This is a genomic window from Rhodococcus sp. Leaf233, from assembly GCF_001426165.1.
GTDB classification, from domain to species: Bacteria; Actinomycetota; Actinomycetes; order Mycobacteriales; family Mycobacteriaceae; genus Rhodococcoides; species Rhodococcoides fascians.
The window spans coordinates 455,497-479,129 of record NZ_LMRO01000010.1 but is presented as its reverse complement, the minus strand read 5'-3'; the positions used below and the strand labels follow the sequence as shown (position 1 = coordinate 479,129).

Annotated in this window: 18 protein-coding genes; 12 read left to right on the top strand and 6 right to left on the bottom strand. The window is 66.6% G+C overall.

Features of this window, described 5'->3' with window-relative positions:
• The first annotated feature begins 70 nt into the window (after positions 1–70).
• From ASH04_RS17875 to ASH04_RS17865, 3 genes are all read left to right on the top strand, one after another.
• On the top strand, positions 71–1,099 hold the full coding sequence (locus ASH04_RS17875) for a DUF3152 domain-containing protein (RefSeq protein ID WP_370878773.1): 1,029 nt from the start codon (positions 71–73) through the stop codon (positions 1,097–1,099).
• Between the two features lie 76 nt (positions 1,100–1,175).
• Positions 1,176–2,342: an adenylyltransferase/sulfurtransferase MoeZ gene (moeZ, locus tag ASH04_RS17870; protein WP_082519323.1), complete on the top strand. Its 1,167-nt coding sequence runs from the start codon at positions 1,176–1,178 to the stop codon at positions 2,340–2,342.
• A gap of 68 nt (positions 2,343–2,410) precedes the next feature.
• Positions 2,411–3,265: a TIGR02569 family protein gene (locus ASH04_RS17865; protein ID WP_027496537.1), complete on the top strand. Its 855-nt coding sequence runs from the start codon at positions 2,411–2,413 to the stop codon at positions 3,263–3,265.
• On the opposite strand, the gene ASH04_RS17860 is transcribed toward ASH04_RS17865, so the two are convergent.
• Entirely contained in the window at positions 3,255–3,947 is a 693-nt protein-coding gene (locus tag ASH04_RS17860) for a FadR/GntR family transcriptional regulator (protein ID WP_057474140.1), read from the bottom strand. The two genes, ASH04_RS17865 and ASH04_RS17860, sit on opposite strands and share 11 nt — an antisense overlap.
• Before the next feature lie 98 nt (positions 3,948–4,045).
• On the opposite strand from ASH04_RS17860, the gene ASH04_RS17855 reads away from it, so the two are divergent.
• From ASH04_RS17855 to ASH04_RS17830, 6 genes are all read left to right on the top strand, one after another.
• Positions 4,046–5,287: an MFS transporter gene (locus ASH04_RS17855; RefSeq protein WP_230074289.1), complete on the top strand. Its 1,242-nt coding sequence runs from the start codon at positions 4,046–4,048 to the stop codon at positions 5,285–5,287.
• 224 nt (positions 5,288–5,511) lie between these two features.
• Entirely contained in the window at positions 5,512–6,915 is a 1,404-nt protein-coding gene (locus tag ASH04_RS17850) for a nitrate/nitrite transporter (RefSeq protein WP_027496540.1), read from the top strand.
• Positions 6,916–6,974: 59 nt separating this feature from the next.
• A complete protein-coding gene (gene nirB / locus ASH04_RS17845; protein ID WP_057474139.1) occupies positions 6,975–9,470 on the top strand; it encodes a nitrite reductase large subunit NirB in 2,496 nt (831 codons plus the stop codon).
• Positions 9,471–9,598: 128 nt separating this feature from the next.
• Positions 9,599–9,976, top strand: coding sequence for a nitrite reductase small subunit NirD (gene nirD / locus ASH04_RS17840; RefSeq protein ID WP_027496542.1), 378 nt, complete (start codon positions 9,599–9,601; stop codon positions 9,974–9,976).
• A gap of 20 nt (positions 9,977–9,996) precedes the next feature.
• Entirely contained in the window at positions 9,997–11,178 is a 1,182-nt protein-coding gene (locus ASH04_RS17835; protein ID WP_052073814.1) for a uroporphyrinogen-III synthase, read from the top strand.
• Positions 11,175–11,909: a sirohydrochlorin chelatase gene (locus ASH04_RS17830; RefSeq protein ID WP_057474138.1), complete on the top strand. Its 735-nt coding sequence runs from the start codon at positions 11,175–11,177 to the stop codon at positions 11,907–11,909. The genes ASH04_RS17835 and ASH04_RS17830 overlap by 4 nt, the downstream gene beginning before the upstream one ends.
• Here ASH04_RS17830 and ASH04_RS17825 read toward each other — a convergent pair.
• The 4 genes from ASH04_RS17825 to ASH04_RS17810 are packed head-to-tail and all read right to left on the bottom strand — an operon-like array spanning position 11,866 to position 15,222.
• Complete coding sequence (locus tag ASH04_RS17825) at positions 11,866–13,647, bottom strand: NTP transferase domain-containing protein (protein ID WP_268793683.1); 1,782 nt, start codon at positions 13,645–13,647, stop codon at positions 11,866–11,868. The two genes, ASH04_RS17830 and ASH04_RS17825, sit on opposite strands and share 44 nt — an antisense overlap.
• A 13-nt stretch (positions 13,648–13,660) precedes the next feature.
• Entirely contained in the window at positions 13,661–14,107 is a 447-nt protein-coding gene (locus ASH04_RS17820; RefSeq protein ID WP_228139195.1) for a PaaI family thioesterase, read from the bottom strand.
• Entirely contained in the window at positions 14,104–14,445 is a 342-nt protein-coding gene (locus ASH04_RS17815; protein WP_027496546.1) for an MGMT family protein, read from the bottom strand. Before ASH04_RS17815 ends, ASH04_RS17820 begins: the two co-directional genes overlap by 4 nt.
• Entirely contained in the window at positions 14,446–15,222 is a 777-nt protein-coding gene (locus tag ASH04_RS17810) for an alpha/beta hydrolase (RefSeq protein WP_057474186.1), read from the bottom strand.
• 111 nt (positions 15,223–15,333) lie between these two features.
• Between ASH04_RS17810 and ASH04_RS17805 the strand changes: the two genes are divergently transcribed.
• Positions 15,334–18,660, top strand: coding sequence for an ATP-dependent helicase (locus tag ASH04_RS17805; RefSeq protein ID WP_057474137.1), 3,327 nt, complete (start codon positions 15,334–15,336; stop codon positions 18,658–18,660).
• Positions 18,657–22,064 carry an ATP-dependent helicase gene (locus ASH04_RS17800; protein ID WP_057474136.1) on the top strand — a complete coding sequence of 1,136 codons (3,408 nt, stop codon included), beginning with the start codon at positions 18,657–18,659 and terminating at the stop codon, positions 22,062–22,064. Before ASH04_RS17805 ends, ASH04_RS17800 begins: the two co-directional genes overlap by 4 nt.
• Here the strand turns inward: ASH04_RS17800 and ASH04_RS17795 are convergent.
• On the bottom strand, positions 22,027–22,413 hold the full coding sequence (locus ASH04_RS17795; protein WP_032370928.1) for a DoxX family protein: 387 nt from the start codon (positions 22,411–22,413) through the stop codon (positions 22,027–22,029). The two genes, ASH04_RS17800 and ASH04_RS17795, sit on opposite strands and share 38 nt — an antisense overlap.
• Before the next feature lie 139 nt (positions 22,414–22,552).
• Here ASH04_RS17795 and ASH04_RS17790 point away from each other — a divergent pair, with 139 nt between their 5' ends.
• A complete protein-coding gene (locus ASH04_RS17790; RefSeq protein ID WP_027496550.1) occupies positions 22,553–23,620 on the top strand; it encodes a potassium channel family protein in 1,068 nt (355 codons plus the stop codon).
• The last annotated feature ends 13 nt before the right edge of the window (positions 23,621–23,633 follow it).

The following is a 23,633-nucleotide window of genomic DNA, read 5'->3' as shown; positions in this document are numbered from 1 at the left end:
CGGCGAGCGAGCAGGATTGTGAGATCGTGAGCGAGTGACTGACCGAGGCGAGCCGCGAATTCGCGGCGGTGTGCAGTCCGGCGGGTTCGACGAGCGGTCGGACGATCTTCCACGAGGCGTGGGTGGTCGTGGGTCGCATCAGCCCTTGCGCGCGCAGTGGGACCCGACGCAGCGCGAGGTCAAGGACCGCAGTCGCCGCCCCGAGCGTGACGTGCGTAAACAGACCAAGTTGGGAAAGTTCGCCGCCACCTACGGCTGGCGGGCGTACGCGGTACCGATTCTGATCGCCGTCACCGCGCTCGTGGTCGTCGATGCCGTTCGGGCCGGTGACCCGGTTGTCGGCACCGCCTCTCAGGGCACCTCGCAGGACCCAGGGTTCGGCACGCTGAGCTCCGATACGTCCGGAACCGGAATCATCGGGGTCCCGCCGCAGGCCGACGGCAATTTCGCGGAAACGATCTCGTCCGGTGAGCTGCCCGACGGTGGACCGTTCGCGGTGCAGGGGGCAGGCACCTGGCACACCGTCGCCGGGAGCACCGAGCAGGTCGGCCAGGGAACCGAGCGGGTGTTCACCTACACCGTCGAGGTCGAGGACGGTGTGGACACCGTCGGTTTCGGCGGCGACGAGTCGTTCGGCCGTCTGGTGGATCAGACGTTGGCCAACCCCAAGAGCTGGACCAACGACCCGCGTTTCGCGTTCCGCCGTATCGATCAGGGTGACCCGGATTTCCGGATTTCCCTGACGTCGCAGATGTCCATTCGGCAGGCGTGTGGATACGACATCCAACTCGAGGTGTCCTGCTACAACCCCGGCATCGAACGGGTCGTGCTCAACGAACCCAGATGGGTACGCGGAGCGATCTCCTTCCAGGGAGACATCGGTTCGTACCGTCAATATCAGATCAACCACGAGGTCGGGCACGCCATCGGCTACCAGCAGCATCAGCCGTGCGAAACCGACGGCGGGCTGGCACCGGTGATGATGCAGCAGACGTTCGGAACGGCCAACGACGACATCGCGCGGCTCGACCCCGAGGGCGTCGTGCCCATGGACGGCAAGACCTGCCGGTTCAACCCGTGGCCCTATCCACGCGGGTGAGCGATCGCGGATTAGATTCGAAGGCGGCGAACGCAGTTATGTGGTCGCCCCGTCGAGTCGAGGAGAGTCGCTGAGCGTGGTCCACCTACCGCCACTGGTCGAAGCCACCGGTGAACTGACCTCCGAGGAGGTTGCCAGGTACAGCCGTCACCTGATCATTCCGGACGTCGGAACGGACGGCCAGAAGCGGTTGCGGAACGCCCGCGTGCTCGTGGTCGGAGCCGGCGGACTGGGTTCGCCTGCGCTGCTGTACCTCGCGGCCGCCGGCATCGGAACTCTGGGCATCGTGGAATTCGACGACGTCGAGCTGTCCAACCTCCAGCGACAAGTCATCCATGGGCGGTCCGACGTCGGACGACCGAAGGCCGACAGCGCACGGGACTCGATCCTCGAACTCAACGACGGCGTCTCGGTGGTGCTGCACAGGGTCCGCCTCGACTCGTCCAACGCGATCGATATCTTCGGCGATTACGATCTCGTTCTCGACGGCACCGACAACTTCGCCACCCGCTACCTCGTCAACGACGCGGCCGCACTGGTCGGTATCCCGTACGTGTGGGGTTCGATCTACCGGTTCGAGGGGCAGGTCTCGGTGTTCTGGGATGCAGCTCCGGGCGGCGTCGGGATCAACTATCGAGATCTGTACCCCGAGGCTCCGCCGCCGGGAATGGTGCCCTCCTGCGCCGAGGGCGGCGTCCTGGGCGTGCTCTGCGCCTCGATCGGATCGGTCATGGTGACCGAAGCCATCAAGTTGATCACCGGAATCGGCGAGACGCTGCTGGGACGGCTGATGATCTACGACGCGTTGGCCATGAGCTACCGAACCGTCGGACTGGCCCGTGATCCGCACCGAACCCCGATCACGGAACTGATCGACTACGACGCCTTCTGCGGGGTGGTGCCGGCCGTCGAATCCGACGACGCCTCGATCAGCCCCGAGCAGCTACGGGCGATGTTGGATTCCGGACGCGAGGTCGCCTTGATCGACGTGCGTGAGCCGGTGGAGTGGGACATCGTGCGGATCGAGGGCGCTCGGCTGATACCACGCGGGCGAATTCTGTCCGGGGCGGCGTTGGCCGAGCTGCCACAGCAGGTACCGATCGTTCTGTACTGCAAAACCGGCATCAGGTCCGCGGAGGTTCTCGACGCTCTCGTCGGTGCCGGTTTCACCGACGCAACCCATCTCGACGGCGGAATCGTGGAGTGGGCCAAGCAGATCGAGCCCGGCCTGCCCATCTACTGACGTGGCGGCTGGGCCGCATGCGCGCGTCGTCCGCAGAGCTCTGCCCGATCGGCGGTACCGTGGCGTTCGTGAGCTCTGTCGAACCTCCTCAGCACGTGATCTCTACGTTCGGGCTGCGCGATGTCGAGCCTGCGCCACTGGGTGCGGACTGGGACGGAGGGTGGCGTCTGGGTGACGTCGTGCTCTCGCCCGTCGCCGATCATGCTCGCGCAGCCTGGTCTGCGAAGGTGCGAGAAACACTGACTGTGGACGGTGTTCGCCTCGCTCGACCGGTGCGCTCGACCGATGGTCGATACGTCGTGTCCGGTTGGCGCGCAGATACGTTCGTCGCGGGCGAACCCGAGCCTCGCCACGACGAAGTGGTCTCGTTGTCCATGCGGTTGCACGCAGCGACCGCGCAGTTGGAACGTCCCCGCTTCTTGGTGCAGCCACCCGTCGCCCCGTGGGCCGACGTCGACGTGTTCGTCGCGGCCGACCGGGCCGCCTGGGAGGCCGTTCCGCTACGGACCGCTCGCGGTGCGGGTGCGCCCGAGCCGTCGTCGAGTGACGGCAAGAGCAGCCTCGAGTTGGTCAAACAGCTTGCGACACTGCGCAAGCCCGTCGAATCGCCGGATCAATTGGTACACGGCGACCTGTTCGGGACGGTGTTGTTCTCCGGGAGCGATGCTCCGGGGATCAGCGACATCACCCCGTACTGGCGTCCGGCGTCGTGGGCTGCCGGCGTCGCCGTGGTGGACGCGCTCTCGTGGGGAGACGCCGACGACGGTCTGGTGGGCCGGTGGGACGATCTACCGGAATGGCCGCAGATGCTGTTGCGCGCGTTGATGTTTCGTCTGGCTGTGCACGCACTTCATCCGCGGTCGACGTCGGAGGCATTTCCCGGCCTCGCGCGCACGGCAGATCTGGTGCGTCTCATTCTGTAGGTTCGGGCGCAAGGCCCGGAGGGGCGGACAGTTCGCGGAACAGCGACCGGGCGGAGGCGATTGCCCGGGCCGAATCACCGTCCACGATGGCGTCGACGAGGGCTGTGTGCTCGGCGACGTAGTCGTCGTCGTGAGCAGTGGCGTGTTCTCTGATCGTCTCGTGGATCACCGGTAGCAACGAGTCGTAGAACTCCAGGTAGATCGCGTTGTGGCTGGCGGCGACGATGCTCCGATGCAGGCGCGCGTCGATTCGTACGGCGTCGGCCAACGGCACGTCGCCGCTCGACCAGGCGACATTGCGGTTCTCGAGGGCGTCGTTCATCTCTCGGATGTCGTGCTCGTCGCGTCGATCCGCAGCCAATGCTGCTGCGGTCACCTCGAGAGTTTCCCGGAGCTCGGTGACGTCGCGATAACGGGCGTCCGAGAAGTACTTGCCCAGGGTGCCGCCGAGGTCCGAGCAGGTCATGACGAACGTTCCCGACCCCTGCCGTCGCTCGACCATGCCGGCGTGGACGAGTGCCTGAACGGCCTCACGAACCGTGTTTCGCCCGGTGCCGGTCATCTCGCACAGCTCCGGTTCGGTGGGAATTCTGCTGCCGACCGGCCATCGTTTCGACGTGATCTCGTCGCGCAGGGCTTCAGTGACCTGGGTGATCAGGCTCGATCGGTGGACCTGGCGCACGGAGGCTCCTCGTTCTGGGGGCGGTGCAGTGCTCGGGGTGCTGCGCCGACGATGATACTGCGTTGCACCCGATGATCCGGTCATCCTATGATTACGCGGTGAGTGCGCCTACCGTTTCCGAGACCACCCAGACCGGTACATCACTCGTTCGCGGCCGCCTACTGGTGTTCGCCGCCATCGTTCTCTCTGCGCTGACGCTGCGCGCCGCCGTGACATCCATCAGCCCTCTGTTCGGCAGGATCGCAACGGATCTGCAGTTCGGGGATGCCGTGATCGGCGTCGTCGGGATGCTGCCGCCGGCGATGTTCGCCGTGTTCGGGTTGGCGACACCGTTTCTCGCCAAGCGCACCGGTCTCGAGCGCGCCGCCCTGCTCGCCATGGCCTTGACCACGATAGGGATGGCCACCCGGGCATTCGCGCCGAACACGGCGTCGTTGCTGGCGCTGTCCGCGATCGCCCTCGCCGGCATGGGTATCGGAAACGTCGTCATTCCACCTCTGGTCAAGCGGTACTTCTCGGATCGACTCGCAGTGGTCAGCACCATCTACATCTGTGCACTCCAGATCAGCACCATGATTCCGCCCCTGCTCGCGGTTCCGGTCGCCGATGCCCACGGGTGGCGGCTCTCCATCGGGGTCTGGGCGATCGTCGGTGTTGCCGCAGCATTGCCGTGGCTCGGTGTCGTGATCGCCCGACGCGGTCGCGACGAGAAGGACGTCTCGGCCGAGGCCGGTTCGGCGGCCGTGCACACCCGATCCGGCGGCCGCATCCATCGATCCTCGCTCGCGTGGGGAATGGTGATGATGTTCGCGATGACGTCGCTGATCACGTATTCGATGTTGACGTGGCTGCCGACGCTGTTGATCGACTCGGGTATCGGCGAGGGGTTGGCCGGAGCCTCGGTCGCCGCGTTCGGAGCGATGGGCCTGGTCACGTCGCTGGCCACGCCGACCCTCTGCGCAAAATTGCGCAATCCGTTCGGGCTCGTCCTGGTCGCCGCGGTGTGTTACCTCTGTGGGTTCTCCGGCTTGCACTTCTCGCCTGCCGCCGGAACGGTGATCTGGGTGTGCCTGATCGGTCTCGGCACGATGACGTTCCCGATGTCGCTGACGCTGATCAATCTCAGGACCCGCACCGCGGTGGGCTCATCCTCGCTCTCGGGCTTCACCCAGGGGTTGGGCTACGTGGTGTCGGCCACCGGCCCGATTCTGTTCGGCTTCCTGCACACCGTGTCCGGCGGTTGGGGACTGCCGCTGACGCTGCTCACCGGATGCGTTGTGATTCTGCTGGTCGGCGGCTATCTGTGCTGTCGACCTCGGATGCTCGAAGACTCCTGGTGACCCGGCTCGTCGACGCGTTCGATCTCACGTACGCGTCGACGAGCGGGTGAGAACGAGTTAATCAGCGGGTCACCGCACGCAGCGCCGCTGCAACATGGCTTTCCTATCTTGGTGTCACTCACCGAACCAGGAGGCCATACGTGACCAGCCTTTCTCGCAGCGCTTCAGCCGAAACCGGCTCTGCTGCCACCGCACCCGTTCCGCCCGGAACCGTTCCCGTCTCGGTGAATCACCGGATCGCGCATTGGAATTCCGAGGACGTGCAGGCGTGGGAAGGCGGCGGTAAGCAGATCGCCAAACGAAACCTGATCTGGTCGGTCGTCGCCGAACACGTCGGCTTCTCGATCTGGTCGATCTGGTCGGTGATGGTGTTGTTCATGCCGTTGTCGGTCTACGGCATCGATGCCGCGGGCAAGTTCTTCCTGGTGGCCGTCCCCACCCTCGTCGGTGCTGTCCTGCGCATTCCGTACACGTTCGCCACGGCGAAATTCGGCGGGCGCAACTGGACCATCTTCAGCGCTCTGGTGTTGCTGATTCCCACGCTGTTGACGATGTACTTCATGTTGAACCCGGCCTCGTACACCACGTACATCATCGTGGCGGCGTTCGCCGGAGTCGGCGGCGGTAACTTCGCCTCGTCGATGACGAACATCAACGCCTTCTATCCGCAGCGCGAAAAGGGTTGGGCCCTCGGACTGAACGCCGGCGGAGGCAACATCGGCGTACCGGTCATCCAGCTCATCGGTCTGCTGGTCATCGCTACCATCGGCAACACCGCACCCGAGATCGTCTGCGCCGTGTACCTGGTGTTCATCGCGATCGCCGCCGTCGGTGCCGCGCTGTACATGGACAACCTCGACAACCAGAAGACCAACGGCCGCTCCATGATCGACGTGTTGAAGTTCTCCGACGCATGGTGGATCGCCTTCCTCTACATCGGCACGTTCGGATCGTTCATCGGCTTCAGCTTCGCATTCGGGCAGGTACTCCAGATCAACTTCCTGGCCGGATTGACCGACGGGGCACCCGCCACGGCGGCTCAGCAGGCCCAGGCCTCGCTGCACGCTGCACAGATCGCGTTCCTCGGGCCACTGCTGGGGTCGCTGTCGCGTCCGTTCGGCGGCAAGCTCGCCGACAAGATCGGCGGCGGAAAGATCACCCTGTACACGTTCGTGGCCATGACCTTTTCCACCGGAATTCTGGTAGCGGCCAGCACCTGGGACGACTCGACGCCCGGGGCGGCCAGCGGCACTGTGATGGTCCTCTTCGTCATCGGATTCATCGCACTCTTCTTGCTTTCGGGCCTCGGCAACGGGTCGGTGTACAAGATGATTCCCGCGATCTTCGCTGCAAAATCTGTTGCACTGCAGGGCATGACGGTCGAGGAACAGCAGCACTGGTCCCGCAAGATGTCCGGCGCACTGATCGGGATCGCCGGTGCCATCGGCGCACTCGGCGGTGTCGCCATCAACCTGGTGCTGCGGGCGTCGTACTCCGGTAGTGCGAAGTCGGCAACCACAGCGTTCTGGGTGTTCCTCGGCTTCTATGTGGTCTGCGCGATCGTCACGTGGGCGATCTACCTGCGCAGGACCGACTCCGCCGATGCCGACGCTCCGGTAGCCGTCTGACGCTCGGTGCAGGCGCGCTCGAAACATTCTGCACGGCAACGAAATCGGAAGGACCCGCAATGAAGAACGCGGTAGTGGTAGGGCACGGAATGGTAGGGCACAGGTTCGTCGAGGCGCTGCGGGCGCGCGACGAGGGTGCCGAGTGGAAGATCACGATCCTGTGCGAGGAAGCTCTGCCGGCGTACGACCGGGTAGGTCTGTCGTCCTACGTCGGTGCCTGGGACCACAAGGAACTTGCGTTGGCGGGCAACGACTATCCGGGGGACTCCCTCGTCGAGATGCGTACCGGGGTACGGGCCGAACGCGTCGACCGTGACCACCGAACCGTCGTCACCTCGGCCGGCGACACCGTGGACTACGACGCGCTGGTCCTCGCCACCGGCTCCTACCCGTTCGTCCCGCCGATCGCCGGACACGACCTGCCCGCGTGCTTCGTCTACCGCACCCTCGACGACCTGGACAGGATCCGTGCGCGCGCCGACGCCGCTGGACCGGGAGCCGTGGGCGTGGTCGTCGGCGGCGGCCTGCTCGGACTCGAAGCGGCGAACGCGTTGAAGAAGATGGGCATGACGCCGCACGTCATCGAGTTCGCGCCGCGGTTGATGCCGCTCCAGGTGGACGAAGGCGGCGGTGCGCTACTGGCCCGCCTCGTCACCGATCTCGGATTGAACGTGCATGTGGGAGTGGGCACGTCGTCGATCACCGAGAACGACAGCGCCGGGTTGACGGTCGAGCTGAGCAACGGGGACACGATCGACGCGGCGCTGCTGGTGTTCTCCGCCGGGGTACGACCGCAGGACCGGCTGGCTCGCGAAAGCGGCCTCGAGGTCGGCGAGCGCGGCGGTATTCTGGTCGACATCGGTTGCACCACATCCGATCCCGACGTCTACGCCATCGGCGAATGTGCTGCGGTCGAAGGCCGATGCTACGGACTCGTCGCGCCCGGATATTCGACGGCCGAGGTGGTGGCCGACCGATTGCTCGGCGGCGCAGCGGAGTTCCCCGGAGCGGACATGTCGACCAAGCTCAAGCTCATGGGCGTCGATGTGGCGAGCTTCGGTGACGCGATGGCCGCAACTCCGGGTGCGCTCGAGGTGGTCTTCAGCGACGCACCCAAGGGCACCTACGCCAAGCTCGTCGTCACCGACGACGCCAAGACGTTGCTCGGCGGCATCCTCGTCGGCGACGCATCGGCGTACTCGTTGCTCCGGCCGCTCGTCGGACGCGAATTGCCGGGCGATCCGGGTTCGTTGATCTCTCCGGCGGCCGAGCAGGTCGGCATCGGAGCGCTTCCCGACGACGCCGAGATCTGCTCGTGCAACGGTGTGACGAAGGGTGCGATCTGCTCGGCTATCTCCGACGGTGCGTGCGATCTGGCCGCGGTGAAGAGCTGCACCACGGCAGGCACCACCTGTGGAGGATGCTTGCCGTCGATCAAATCGCTGCTGGCGGCATCGGGAGTGGTGCTGTCGAAGTCGTTGTGCGAGCACTTCTCTCAGTCGAGGGCCGAGTTGTTCGAGATCGTGCGGGCGACGAACACCCGAACTTTCTCGTCGTTGATCGCCAAGTACGGATCGGGTGCCGGCTGCGACATCTGCAAGCCCGTCGTGGCCTCGATTCTCGCGTCCACCTCGTCGGATCACATTCTCGACGGTGAACTGGCGTCGTTGCAGGACACCAACGACCACTTCCTGGCCAACATCCAGAAGAACGGCACCTATTCGGTGGTGCCTCGGATGCCGGGAGGGGAGTGCACGCCCGAGCAGTTGATCGTCATCGGTGAGGTCGCCCGCGACTTCGGGCTGTACACCAAGGTGACCGGCGGGCAACGCATCGACATGTTCGGTGCCCGCGTCGAACAGCTTCCCGAAATCTGGAAGCGGCTCGTCGACGCAGGCATGGAATCGGGTCAGGCGTACGGAAAGTCGCTGCGTACGGTCAAGAGCTGCGTCGGGTCCAGCTGGTGCCGCTACGGTGTTCAGGACTCGGTGGGAATGGCCGTCGACCTCGAGAACCGGTACCGCGGACTGCGCTCGCCGCACAAGATCAAGTTCGGAGTGTCGGGCTGCGCACGTGAGTGCGCCGAAGCCCGCGGCAAGGACGTCGGCATCATTGCCACCGAAGGTGGCTGGAATCTCTACGTGGGCGGCAACGGTGGCCAGTCGCCCAAGCACGCCCAGTTGCTCGCGTCCAACCTCGACGACGCCACACTCGTCAGCTACATCGACCGCTATCTGATGTTCTACGTCCGCACCGCGGACCGCCTGCAACGCACCGCACCGTGGCTGGAATCGCTCGATGGGGGATTGGACCACCTCAAAGCCGTCGTCTGCGAGGACAGCCTGGGCATCGGCGCAGAACTCGAGGCAGACATGGCACGCCACGTCGCCGGCTACAAGGACGAATGGGCAGGGGTGCTCGAGGACGAGGAGAAGCTCGGACGGTTCGTGTCCTTCGTCAACGCTCCGGCCGAGGCCGATCCGACCATCGCGTTCGACGAGTCCGGCGCACGCAAGGTGCCCGTGCTGATGGGGATGCCGCGCATCGGCGCGTGACGTGCTCGAGTGACGGGTTCCTGACAACCGACAGGTCACGAACCTGAGCGCATGTGCACAGGTGGGTAATCGCCGCTTAACGGCCAAGAAACACGGGCAGCGTCAAATAGCTGACCAGGAGGTACGCCATGACTGTCATCGATTCACATACTTCGGTACCGAACGATCTTTCGCGAGACTGGACCCCGGCCTGCACCCTCGATGCTCTCATCCCGGGTCGCGGGGTGGCGGTGCTGCTGCGCGGCGGCACCCAGGCGGCACTGTTCTTACTCGACGACGGACGGCTGTTCGCGGTCGGCAACATCGATCCCTACGGCCGCGCTGCAGTGATGTCACGTGGTCTGGTCGGCGACCGCGGCGGCGAGCCCACCGTCGCGTCTCCGCTGCTCAAGCAGGTGTTCTCTCTCGTCGACGGACGTTGCCTCGACGATGCGGAGGTCTCGCTCGGCTCGTTCGAGGTCGCCACGGTCGAGGGTGTCGTGCTCGTCCGCGGCGGATCTACGTGACCGAAAATGCCGGGGCGGACATGCCTCTGGCCGGGTTCACCGTCGGGGTGACGGCGTCGCGTCGCGCCGAGGAGTTCGCGACTTTGCTCGAGCGGCGTGGGGCCAGCGTGATGCACGCGCCTGCGATCAGAATAATCCCGCTCGCCGACGACGCAGAGTTGGAACGCGTCACCGCGGCGATCATCGCTGCACCACCCGAGATCACCGTCGCCACCACGGGAATCGGTTTTCGTGGCTGGATCGAGGCCGCCGACGGTTGGGGGCGAGCCGAAGAACTCGGTCGTGCTCTGGGTGCGTCGCGACTGTTGGCGCGCGGTCCGAAGGCTACCGGTGCCATTCGCGCGGCGGATCTACGTGAAGAATGGTCGCCTGCCTCCGAGTCGTCCGCCGAAGTGCTCGAACATCTGCTCGCCGAGGGCGTCGAGGGCAAACGCATAGCGGTACAACTTCACGGCGCGACCACCGAGTGGGAGCCGGTTCCGGATTTCTGCGAGGTACTGCGTTGCGCCGGAGCCGAAGTGGTGCCGGTGCCCGTCTACCGTTGGACGGCACCCGACGATCAGAGTCCGATGGATCGCATGATCGAATCGGTCGTCGTCGGTGATCTCGACGCCATCAGCTTCACCTCGGCACCGGCGGTCGCGTCGATGCTGATGCGTGCCGACGAGAACGGCGTACTCGAGCCTCTGCTGCAGTCGATGCGTACGCGAGTGCTTCCGGTGTGCGTGGGGCCGGTCACCGCAGCCCCGCTCGAACAGCTGTCGGTTGCCACCACTGCGCCTGCGCGTGCGCGCCTCGGAGCGCTCGCCCGTCACATCGCCGAGGAGCTGCCCAGGAGAACCGGTCGCCTGCACGCAGGCGGGCATGTGGTCAGTGTTCGGGGACGGTGTGTGGTGGTCGACGGGGAGGTGCGGCCCGTGTCCCCGGCCGGGATGGCGCTGATGAAGACGTTGAGTCGCAATCCGGGGCGCGTGGTCTCCCGTGAAGACCTGTTGGCCTCGTTGCCCGGAGGGGGTGGCGATACCCACGCGGTGGAGACCGCCATGACCCGACTCCGTTCCTCACTGGGGGCACCCAAGGCGATCCAGACCGTGGTCAAACGCGGCTACCGTATCGCGTTGGACTATATAGAGACCGAATCCGACTGCGATACACACGAACCCACGGGGGCTGTTGCCGTGAGCGAGGGGAGTAAGTACTGATGGAACCCACCTTGGTGTTGGTCGCACACGGCACTCGAAACCCGCGCGGTGTGGAGATGGTCGCCGCGCTCGCCGACGCCGTCTCGAAGCAGATCGGTACTACGCGTGTCGCCTTCGTCGACGTGCTGGGACCGTCCCCGTCCGAGGTACTGCGCGACACTCCGGAATCGGCGGTCGTCGTTCCGGCATTTCTGGCATCGGGTTATCACGTCCACACCGACGTGCCGCGCGAGATCACGGACAGTGCGCACTCGTCGGTCGCCGTCACCCGTGCCCTCGGGCCGGACCCGGTGCTCGCGCGAGTGATGGTCGATCGGCTCCGGGACGCCGGCTGGCGAGCCGGCCAGAGCATCGTGCTCGCGGCCGCAGGATCGTCCGATCCTCGTGCGTTGCAGGAACATCGGATCGCGGCAGCCATGCTCGCGGACGCGGCTCGGACACCGGTGAAGATCGGATACGTGGCCACCAGTACGCCGACCGTCGCGCAGGCGGTGTCCGGGCTGCGGCAAGCCGGGCACGATCGAGTGTTCGTGGCGAGCTATCTGCTGGCTCGTGGGCTCTTCCACAATCGGTTGGCCGACGTGGGAGCCGACGGCGTCGGTGCGCCGCTCGGGGTGCATCCGGCCATCGTCGATCTCGTCGTCGAGCGGTACCACGAGGGTGTTCGGCTGCTGGCCGGTTCGGAATTCAGTACGGCAACGGAAGGATTGTCACCGGCTCGTCGTCGCTGACGTCGGCGGGTATCACGGCGAGAGCATCACGGCCGACGAGGTGCGCCAGATGAGCTGTCCGGACCTTGACGTCGGCTCGCCAGCGGGTACCGTCGGCCACCACGGGAACGATTCGAGGGATCGGGGCTCGAACCTCGGATGCATTGGACAACAACCCCGTTCGCGGTGAACGCGGAATGCGAGCGGTGAGCGCGTCGACGATCGCCGGTGCGGTCAGCAGCGCCGTGCTCACTGCCGCGAGCGGATTGCCGGGGAGGCCGAGGACAACCGTACCGTCGGGCAGGGTCGCGGTGATCTGGGATCCGCCGGGACGCACGCGCACTCGCCCGACCACGGTTTCGGCACCGAGGGCGGCGAGCGTGGAGCGTAGCTGATCGGCGGCACCTCCTCCGGTGGCTCCGACCACGACCACGAGGTCGATGTTTTCGGTACTTCCCAAGAGGTCGGCGAACGCGGTCGCCGTGTCGTCGAGCAGCAGTGCGTCCACGACGGCGATTCCACAGTGCGCCAGATACTCCGGCAGCGCCGATCCGAGTACATCCCTGGTCTCCCCGGGTGCCAGCGGACCCGATACCCGAATCTCGTTTCCGCTGATGACAATTCGTGCGCGAACCGGTCCCCGCACATCGAGTTCGGTCACCTCCGCGCTCGCGGCGAGTGACCGAACAGCAGTGTCGATTGCGGTACCCGAGGCAACCAACTCCGTTCCGGGAAGCCAGTCCTCGCCGCGGCGACGCGTGTCATCGGTCGACGTCGCCGTCGGTGCGCGTTCCACCACGCCGGCCGGTGTCGTGACCGCGTGTTCGTCGCGAACGACCGCAGTGGCACCGGGAGGAAGCGCTGCGCCGGTCGCGATGCGTACTGCGCTGCCGTCGGCGAGTCGGGCGATGCCGGACGTCCCGGCGTAGGCGATATCGGGCCTCAGCGTCCACGGAGGGGGTCCGCTCACGGCAAATCCGTCCATCGCGGAGATGTCGACCGCAGGCAGTGCCGTTGCCGCCACCAACGGTTGCGCGAGCACGGTCCCAGCCGTGTCCTGCAACGGAATTCGATGAACCTGGAGGGCGGCTACTCGCTGTCGAATTCGTTCGTGCGCGGCGTCGATGTCGAGTACGTCCTCCGATCTCGACGAGGCTGCGGCGCGCGCGGCGACCAGATCGGCAGGGGTGTCGCAGTCCTCGATATCGGCAACCGTGACGACGCGGTGCTCGTTCGGTACGAGTGCGCGCATCGGGGCGCCCTCTACGGTATCGAGCGCCGCCACCGCCGAGCGCAGCGCGCTGTAGCGCCAGACTCCGAGCAGGAACTGGGTGCGACCGGTGGCGTCGGCCGCGAACACTGCGTCGGTCTCGACTCGGTGGAACTGATCGATCAGTGACTGCACCGCAGAAGCATTCAGCAGCGGTATGTCCGACGCTACGACTGCCACCAGATCGGCTGTCCCGTCGAGTGTTTCGAGTCCGGCGGCCAGAGCTGCCACCGGGCCGCCGCCGGCGGGGGACTCTCGGGTCTGCACAACCGAACCCGGTACTGCGTCGCGTGTGGGGCCCACCAGTACCGTTCGGCGACAGTCCGAGACGGCCGCCACTGCAATGTCGACCAGTCGTCGTCCGCCGACCGTGAGCGCGGGCTTGTCGACCTCTGCCGATGGCGAGCCGGCAAGGCCCGCCATTCGCGATCCACGACCACCCGCGAGCACGATGGCGTCGCAGATCGGCTCGGTCGACGAGCCGCTCACCGGTGCGATCCCATCACGTCGGCAGCGGCACGTTCTGCAGTCGAACCTGGCCGCGCGCAATGGTCTTACCGCTGTCGGTCGCGGTGATCGTGACCAGCCAGAGTTGCTGAACGCGTCCCTGCTGCAACGGTTCCGCGAGAACATCCACCCGTCCGCCTTTGCTGGCGCGCAGGAAATCGGTTCCGTTGTGCACTCCGACCGCGAACTCGCCGCGATCCTTGACCGCCTCACTCGCACCGATGCTCGCGGCGCTTTCCACAGCGCTGGTATAGACCCCACCGTGTACGACGCCCCAGGGCGTGAAATGTTCCTCGGTCAACTCGATGTGCCCCGCTACCCGCGTGCCCGAGACCTCGTCGATCACCAGGCCGGCCGCGGCGACGAAAGTGCTCGCCTTGGACAGGGCGAACTTCGCCGTAGGGCGTGGATCGAACTGCCCGAGCCGATCTCCGATGTTCATCCTTCGAGATTAGTGGTCGACGTCGGAGGCTGGGGGAGCGCCCCGAAGTCGAAGCGAACGGACTTCAGCGACACTCGCCCGTCGCGGATCTCGACACCTTCACCGCGCAGCGTCTCGAGTTGTCTCGTCGCCAGATGCGCCGCAGGCTTTCCGCTTGCACCCAGGACACGGTGCCACGGCAGATCGGCGGAGTCGGTCCGCATGATCCACCCGACGATGCGGGGGCTGGACAGGTCGGCCGCCGCCGCGATGTCCCCGTAGGTGGCAACGGAACCGACGGGAATCGACGCGACCAACGCGCGTACCCGCTCCACCTGCGCCTCGGTGATCGGAGCCATCTACAGCAGGGATCGCACCAGCTCGGCCACGTCGGCCGGCTTGGCCTGGCCGACCATGTGATCGCAGTCGAGTTCGACGGTGCGCAGGTTCTCGCCGAGCTTGTCTTGGAGCGCGGACACGAATTCTTCGGTCACATAAGGAGGTTCGACGCGCATGGCCCGCACCACGATGGTCGGGACGCTCTCGGCGGGCACCACGATCGGACGAGCGAGCTCGCCCCACGTCGCAACGATGGCCGGAATCGACATTCGCCACGCGACCTTCCCGCCGTCGGCAGGGACCAGGTGATCGGTGACCTCGCGGTCGAGCAACTCGGTGGGCACGTCCGCCCAAGCCCCGTGGATCTTCTCCGAACGCGCCTCGTCGGCGTCGGTGTAATCGGGGGACTTCGCAGTGGCCTCGGCGACCTCGAGCAGCTCCTCCGGCGGCAAGGCAATCGCAGGATCGAGCAGCACCAGCGCGCGCACCACCTCCGGGAACCGCTGTGCGAGATGCACGGCCAACGCGCCGCCGTAAGAATGTCCGAGCACCACGACCGGACCGCGCGCATGGGCGTCGAGCACGGCCTTCAGTGCGGTGACCTGAGCGTCGATGTCCCACGGTGGAACGGACGGAGAACGGCCGTGGCCGATCAGATCGGGAGCCAGAATGCGGGCCTCGGGCAGGTGATTCTCGGCGAGGTCCCACCAACGGGCACCGTGGCCGGTCACACCGTGAACGGCGAGGATTTCGGGACCGTCTGCGGGTCCGAACGTATGCAGATTCAACTCGGGCACGTGAACCACTATGCCGCATCGAAGGCCCCGGTTTCGAAGGGGACGGGTCGGCTGCCGCCCCCGGGCCGCCGGATCGGGGCACGGCCCTTCGTGTCGGTGGGGCGTGATTGCATGTCCCGCATGAGCACGGACGGCAGACACGGCGCGACGGTCACCCTCGTCCGTGCACCCAGGGTGGCGCAGCCGCCCCGCCGGTGGACCGATTCCGCTGCCCGGTTGCTGGCGTGGACTCCCGATTCGGCGGCGGAGGCGGCTCAGGGCGCTCCTCGATGGAACCCCTGGCAGGTGCTCGGCGGGCCCGGCTCGGGAAAGACAGCGCTCGTGGCGGACTACGCAGTCTCCCGAATCGTGTCCGGCGATCCGGAATCGGTCCTGGTGCTCACTCAGTCGAAGCGCGCGTCCATCACGCTCCGCGAGCAGATCACCGCCGGTCTGTTCAGCGGCGATCACGCGCTGCGCGCCACGCGCGAACCGCTGGTACGCACGGTGCACTCGTATGCGTTCGCGGTACTCAGGTTGCAGGCCTCCCTCTACGGCAATCCGCCTCCTCGACTGCTGACCGGTGCCGAGCAGGACGCGGTGGTCCGCGAGATGCTGCGGGGCGACGTCGAGGACGGAGCAACCGACTGGCCGGATCGATTGCGCCCGGCTCTCGGTACCGCAGGATTCGTCACCGCGGTGCGAGACATGATGCTCCGATCCGCCGAACGCGGAATCGGGCCCGAGGATCTGGTCAAGCTCGGCCGCACGCACGGCAGGCCCGAATGGATCGCCGTCGGCAAATTCGCGGCTCGATACGAACAAGCCATGTTGCTGCGCGGCGCAGTCGGCGTCGAAGCCGCAGGGGCCACGGCACCGGGCCTCGACGCGGCCGAGCTCATCGGCAGCGCACTGATGGCGTTCGCCACCGACCCGGATCTGCTGCGCAGTGAGCGCGCCCGCATCCGGCATCTCGTCGTCGACGATGCGCAGCACCTCGATCCGCAAGCTGCGCAGCTGATTCGGTTGATCGGCACCGATACCGAATCGACCGTGATCGCCGGGGACCCCGATCAATCCGTCTTCACGTTCCGTGGAGCGGATCCCACGTTCGTGGCCGATCTGCTCGATGCGGACTCGCCTCGACGGGTGGTCCTGACGCGGAACTTTCGATCGGTGCCTGCAGTGGCGGAACTGACCGACATCGTGGCGGGGCGACTGCCCGGGCTCGGTCGGCACCGCAGTCCCGAGCCGGTGGCCACGGCTCGGTTCGGCGAGCCGGAGGCCCGGGTACACGTCGTGTCTTCGCCTGCCAAGGAAGCCGCGATCATCTCCGACGCCATGCGACGCGCGCACCTGATCGACGGAATGCCCTGGTCCGAGATGGCGATCGTCGTGCGGTCGGTCCCGCGTACCGTCGCGCCGCTGCGTCGCGCTCTGCACGCGGCCGGTGTCCCCATGATCACCCCGGCTTCGGAGTTGCCGTTGCATCGCCAGCACGGAGCGGTGGGCTTGCTGCTGGTGCTGCGGGCGATCTCCGACCCGTCGTTCGACGGAGAAGATGCGCTGGCTCTACTTTCCGGCCCCATCGGGGGTGCCGATCCGGTAGGTCTGCGGCGGCTGCGCCGAGGTGTCCGCAGACTCGAACTGGCCTCGGGTGGCGAGCGCGATTCGGCCGAACTGCTCAGAGTCGTTCTCACCGGCGAGACGCGAGAGAAGTTCGGGTGGATCACTGGTCTGTCGGACGTGGAAGCGGCACCGCTGCGACGAGCACTGAGCGTCGTTCGTAAGGCGCGAGCGGTGGCTCGGGAAGGCCGCGGAGTCGAGGACGTGCTGTGGGCTGCGTGGCAGGCGTCCGGACTCGAGCGGCGTTGGGCCGCCGCGTCCGCGTGGGGTGGGTCCGCGGGTGCTCAGGCCGATCGAGACCTCGACGCGGTGGTCGCACTCTTCGACGCCGCGGCGGCCTACGTCGACAGGCTGCCGCGCGCGCAGCTGGGCGGATTCCTCGATTACATTGCGCAGCAACAGATTCCTACCTCGAGCTCGAATCGTTCGACTGCGCCGGCCGATGCGGTGACGCTGCTCAGCGCGCACTCGGCAGCCGGTCGCGAATGGGAACTGGTGGCGGTCGCCGGGGTTCAGGAGGGGCTGTGGCCGGGTCTGCGAGCGCGCGGCAGCCTCCTCGGAACCGACACCCTCGTCGATCTGGTGTCCGGCAAGGTCGACGCGGCTGCGGCCCTCGACGGACGACTGTCGAAAGCTGCACCGCTACTCGCCGAGGAACGCAAGCTCTTCCTCGTGGCGTGCAGTCGCGCGCGCTCCACTCTGCTCGTCACTGCCGTGGACTCGAGCACCGGCGATACCGATCTGGTTCGCTCCCGATTCGTCGACGAACTCCGAGGAGTCGACGGCGACGCAGATCCCGTCCCGCTGCCCGAAGTTTCCGAGCCGCCGACCCCGCACCGGGTGTTGGCATTACCGATGTTGGTCGCCGAGCTTCGCGGGGTCGTCTGCGATCCCGTTGTTGCCGAACATGATCCGGACAAGCGAGCACGCGCCGCGCGGCACCTGGCCACACTCGCCGAGGCCGGCGTCCGAGGCGCACATCCCGACGAGTGGTTCGGGATTGCGGGGCTCAGCACCAGCGAGCCCCTGTGGCACCTCGGCGACGGGCCGGTCCCGCTCTCGCCATCGACGGTGGAACAGCTCACCACCTGCCCGCTGCGCTGGATGCTCGAACGTCACGGAGGAAACGACGGCACCAACACTCACGCCGTCACCGGAACCCTCGTGCACACTCTGGTGCAGGCGGTGGCAGGCCGGATCCCACCGGACCAGCTCAGGCGGGCACTCGAGACGGCGTGGGATGCAGTCGATCTCGGATCACAGTGGTTCTCGCGTCACGAGCTCGATCGAACCGGGGCGATGCTCGACACGTTCGAGAATTGGCTGCAGGGCACCCGAGGCGAGCTCACCGAGGCGGGCGTCGAGGTACAGGTCGACGGCATTCTGGCCGCCCGATCCGAGGACGAGCCTGCGGTCGCCCTGCGCGGCCGGATCGATCGGCTCGAACACGATCCGGACGGCCGCCCGGTCGTCATCGACGTCAAGACGGCCAAAACGGTGATGTCCAAGGAAGACGCGCGCAACCACCATCAATTGGCCACGTATCAGGTCGCCGCTGCCGCGGGTGCGATCGAAGGTGAGCCCGCGGGCGAACCCGGGGGTGCTCGGTTGGTGTTCGTGGCCAAACCGCACAACAAGGACGGCGCGACGCAGCGGATCCAGGAGGTGCCGACACCGGAGAAACTCGAGGAATGGCGAGACACCGTCCACCGGGCGGCCTCGGCGACGCAGGGTCCCGTCTTCGAAGCCAGAGTCAACGACGGGTGCAGACATTGCCCCGTCAAATCCAGTTGCCCGGCCCACGAGACAGGACGGCAGGTGACCGAGCAGTGACCGCCTCGGCGACGCGCAGCGCAACCGTGCGGGTCTCACCCGTCGAACTGTCCCGCGCCCTCGGGCAGAAGCACCCACCCACCGACGAGCAGGCGGCGGTGATCGCCGCCCCACCCGGTCCGACGCTCGTCGTGGCAGGCGCAGGGGCTGGGAAGACCGAGACGATGGCCGCGCGAGTGGTGTGGATGGTGGCCAACGGGTTCGTCGATCCGGATCAGGTACTCGGACTGACGTTCACCCGAAAGGCCGCGCAGCAACTGACGTCCCGAATCCGCGCTCGGCTGGCGCGGCTCGCCGGGTCGGATCTGGTGCGCGCGCTGGATCCGAGTCTGGCACTGCGCGAACGGATTCTCGCCGCGGAGCCGGAGGTGAGCACCTACCACTCGTATGCCGGGCGACTGCTCACCGAGCACGGCCTGTTGCTGCCCATCGAGCCCTCCGCGACGCTGCTGTCGGAGACCGAACTGTGGCAGCTCGCGCATCGTGTGGTCAGCACGTGGGACGGCGATCTCGACACCGACCGAAATCCCACGTCGGTGACGGAGGCGGTACTCGCCCTCTCCGGTCAGCTGGCCGAACATCTGGTGGACCCCGACCAGCTGCGCGAGGCGCACGTGGAACTCGAGAAACTGGTGCACACACTCGGCCCCGGTCCACGTCAACGTGGTGGGCCGACCAAGGAGCTGCTCAACATCCTCGATGCCCAACATCAACGAATCACGTTGTTGCCCTTGGTGGAACGACTTGCGCAGACGCTTCGGCACGAAGGGGCACTGGATTTCGGTTCGCAGATGTCGATGGCGGCGCGGGTCGCGGCCGAACATCGCGAAGTGGGAATCGCAGAGCGGCAACGCTTTCGGCTCGTTCTGCTCGACGAATACCAGGACACCGGTCATGCCCAGCGGGTGCTGCTGTCCTCACTGTTCGGATCCGGTAGCGATGCCACCCTGGCGCTGACAGCCGTGGGCGATCCGATGCAGTCGATCTACGGGTGGCGAGGGGCGTCAGCGGCGAACCTGCCGCGGTTCGCCACCGATTTCCCGCAGGCGGACGGCAGTCCGGCACCGCGGCTCGAACTCCTCACCAGCTGGCGCAACCCGCCCGAGGCACTCGCTCTCGCCAATCTGATCACCGACCCCCTGCGCCGCGTCGGTGTACCGGTGCCGACCCTGCGGGCCCGGCCGGGCGCGGTGCCCGGCGATGTACGGCTGGCCGTCACCGACACCGTCCTCGACGAACGGGAATGGATCGCCGACCGAATAGCCGAGCGCTACCGCGACGCCCTCGAACTGGACCGGCCTCCGCCCAGTGCCGCGGTACTCGTGCGGCGCAACGCCGATGCCGAGCCGATCGCCGAGGTGCTGCGTAGCCGTGGCCTACCCGTCGAGGTGGTCGGGCTCGGCGGATTGCTGCATGTGCCGGAGGTCGCCGACATCATCGCGATGCTGCGTCTGGTGGCCGATCCGACTGCGGGCAGCTCGGCCATGCGCATCCTCACGGGCTCCCGATGGCAGATCGGGGCCGCCGATCTGCGGGCGCTCGCTCAGCGCGCCAAGGAGCTCGAGATTCGGGGCGGCTACGGCACCGCGGGCCGTGTCGACGACCCACAGGCGCTCGACGCCGCGCTCGGAAGTGCCCTGCCGGGGGAACAGTCGGAGCAGGCCGGTCTGGCCGACGCCATCGCCGATCCAGGTTCGGCCGAACGATATTCGGAGGCCGGGCACCGACGCATCACTGCGCTCGCCGGAGAACTACATCTGTTGCGCGACCGTATCGGGCAGCCGCTGACGGAACTGGTCGCCGACATCGAACGTATCATGGGCATCGGCGTCGAAGCGCAGGCGCGGACACCGTTCGGTGTGGATGGGGCAGTCGGGCGCGAGCATCTCGACGAATTCGCCCATGTGGTGGCCGATTACGCCGACAATCCAACGGCCACGGTCACCGGATTCCTGTCGTTCCTCGCGGCGGCCGAGACTGTCGAGGACGGGTTGGCTCCGGGGGAGGTCGATGTCGCCCCGCATCGAGTACAGGTGCTGACGGTGCATTCGGCGAAGGGCCTCGAATGGGAGGTCGTGGCCGTACCGCACGTGGCGACCGGAGTGTTCCCGTCCTCGAACGCCTCGTCGACCTGGCTCGGGGCGATGGCCGAACTGCCGCCGTCCCTGCGCGGCGACCGCGCTCTCGACGGTGAGGGTTCCGAGGGGGTACCGGTACTCGAGCTCGAGGACCTCTACAACCGAAAGGACCTCGAGGACGCCGTCAAGCGGCACAAGGATGCGCTCGCTCGGCGTCGGCTCGCCGAGGATCGTCGACTGTTCTACGTTGCACTCACCAGAACCGAACGGGTGCTGCTGGTCTCGGCGCATCAGTGGGACGAGACGTCCACGAAGCCTCGTGGCCCGTCCGAGTTTCTCGACGAGCTCCACCGGTACACCTCGACGGCAGAGGACGCCGTCGCGGTGGTCGAGCAGTGGGCACCGGCCCCCGAAGCCGGAGCCGTCAACCCGTTGGGGGCCGAGCCGCATACGGCATCCTGGCCGCGAGATCCGCTCGGGCCGCGGCGAGGCGCGATCGAGAGTGGTGCGGCCGAGGTTCTGCGGGCCCTGGCCGACAGGGCCGGCTCCCACCATGATTCGGACGAAGACGAGGACGAGGACGACCCGGAGAAGTGGGGCTTCGACGTCCGGACCTTGCTGGCCGAGCGCTCGGCGCGGGCCGTTGCCGGGGTCGATGTCGCACTACCCGAGAACCTGTCGGTGACTCAGCTGGTCGACTTGGCAGCAGATCCGGATGCGCTCGCCTCGCGACTGCGCCGGCCACTTCCGTTTCCCCCGAATCCGTTGGCGCGCCGTGGAACAGCGTTTCACGCGTGGATCGAGCGCCGGTTCGGCGCGACCCGACTGCTCGATCTCGACGAACTACCGGGCTCCGCCGATACCGGTGCTTCTGCCGATGTGGACCTGGACACTCTTCAGCGGGCATTCGAGGCCTCCGATTGGGCTCTGCGCAGCCCGGTGGAGGTGGAGGTGCCGTTCGAGACATCGGTGGCAGGAACGGTGCTGCGCGGTCGGATCGACGCGGTGTTCGCCGACCCGGACGGCGGCTGGACCGTCGTCGACTGGAAGACCGGAGCCGAGCCGTCGGCGTCCGAGCAACAGGCGGTGGCGATGCAGCTGGCGGCGTACCGGCTTGCGTGGGCGGAGCTGATGTCCGTCGGTCGTGCCGAGCCGGTACCGCTCGATCGCGTCCGTGCAGCGTTTCACTACGTCCGCAGCGGCCGTACCATCTCGCCCGAAAATCTGCCTGACGCAACAGCTTTGGCGGCGTTGCTCGAAGGTCGACCCGTCGTGGACGACATCGACACTACGGTGCCAGTCGACGAGCTTTCAGAGCCTCGGTGACCAGTGGGATCTGCAGGGGGAGACGAGCGATCATGGCGGCCTTCAAGGCCGGTGACGTCTTGGAGCTGCGTACGTACTTCCATGCGAGGTTGATGTTGGCGGGGAAGACCGCGACGAACAGGCCCGCTGCCAACGCACCGCCCACTCGACGGGTGCGGGGTGCGGCCAACGTGGCAGCCACAGCGAGCTCGGCTACTCCCGATACCTGGGTGTACGTCCGCGCCGAACCTGGCAGGGCGGTCGGTACCTGCGCATCGAAGAATTGGGGAGTGACGAAATGGAGTACTCCGGCGCCGGCGAGCAATCCCGCGAGACGCAGCGCTGCGGCCTGACTCGGTCTCTGTGTCATGCACACACCGTGCCACACGGTGCTGCATCCGCCCATCCGGTCCGCTCGAAGCGGTCGGTTGTCGACGCGGAAGCGCGGCATGGGGTTACGCTGCGTGCCGTGAATGATCTCGACTTCGGTGAGCACCTCGGTGGGCGACGTGGGAGGTAGGTTGCGCACGCGCCTGGGGGACAGCGGCGCGTTGACCGACAAGCCCGATTTCGCGCTGGTAGGTGTGCTGCGGGTTCCGGAAATCGAATCCAGCCCGTGGAGCGCGATCTACAAGCGGGTTCTGATGGCGTTGGGAATCCTCTTTCTCGCGGCGTTCGTCGTCTACCTCGATCGCGACGGCTACAGCGACAATCAGAACGGCGAGCTGTCGTTCCTCGACGCGTTCTATTACGCGACGGTGTCGCTGTCGACCACCGGATACGGTGACATCGCGCCGATGAGTCCGTCTGCGCGGCTGGTCAACATTCTGGTCATCACCCCCTTACGAGTCCTGTTCCTCATTCTGTTGGTCGGCACCACGCTGTCGGTTCTCACCGAGCGGTCTCGACAGGCATTCAAAATTCAGCGATGGAGACGCAGCGTGCGCAATCACACCGTGGTCATCGGTTTCGGTACCAAGGGCCGAACCGCAGTCGACGCGATGCTCGGCGACGGAGTGTCGGCCTCGGACATCGTCGTGGTCGACACCGACCAGACCGTGCTCGACGCGGCCTCGGCGATGGGTCTGGTCACCGTCCACGGCTCGGCCACCAAGTCCGATGTGCTTCGTCTCACGGGCGCTCAACATGCCGCGGCCATCATCGTGGCGACCAATCGCGACGACACGGCGGTCCTGGTGACGCTGACGGCCAGGGAAATCGCTCCGAAGGCCAAGATCGTCGCCGCGATCCGAGAGGCCGAGAACACGCACCTGGTGCGCCAGTCCGGTGCGGACTCGGTGGTCGTCTCGTCCGAAACTGCGGGTCGGCTGCTCGGAATTGCCACGTCCACACCGTCCGTCGTGGAGATGATCGAGGATCTTCTCACCCCGGAGGCAGGCTTCGCCGTCGCAGAGCGAGAGGTGGAGCGGGACGAGGTGGGCGGTTCACCGCGTCATCTGGCCGACATCGTGTTGGGAGTGGTCCGCGGCGGCAAGCTGTTCCGGGTCGGATCACCCGAGGTCGACGCGATCGAGGCAACCGACCGACTGCTGTACATCCGTCGCGTGGCCGACTGAGCAGGCCCAGTAG

What these genes read in the sequence shown, in the direction of transcription:
- nirB (WP_057474139.1), top strand. Translation starts at nt 6,975, where the DNA reads ATGAAGAACGCGGTAGTGGTAGGGCACGGAATGGTAGGGCACAGGTTC.
- nirD (WP_027496542.1), top strand. Translation starts at nt 9,599, where the DNA reads ATGACTGTCATCGATTCACATACTTCGGTACCGAACGATCTTTCGCGA.
- ASH04_RS17835 (WP_052073814.1), top strand. Translation starts at nt 9,997, where the DNA reads ATGCCTCTGGCCGGGTTCACCGTCGGGGTGACGGCGTCGCGTCGCGCC.
- ASH04_RS17820 (WP_228139195.1), bottom strand. Translation starts at nt 14,107, where the DNA reads ATGAACATCGGAGATCGGCTCGGGCAGTTCGATCCACGCCCTACGGCG.
- ASH04_RS17815 (WP_027496546.1), bottom strand. Translation starts at nt 14,445, where the DNA reads ATGGCTCCGATCACCGAGGCGCAGGTGGAGCGGGTACGCGCGTTGGTC.
- ASH04_RS17805 (WP_057474137.1), top strand. Translation starts at nt 15,334, where the DNA reads ATGTCCCGCATGAGCACGGACGGCAGACACGGCGCGACGGTCACCCTC.
- ASH04_RS17795 (WP_032370928.1), bottom strand. Translation starts at nt 22,413, where the DNA reads ATGACACAGAGACCGAGTCAGGCCGCAGCGCTGCGTCTCGCGGGATTG.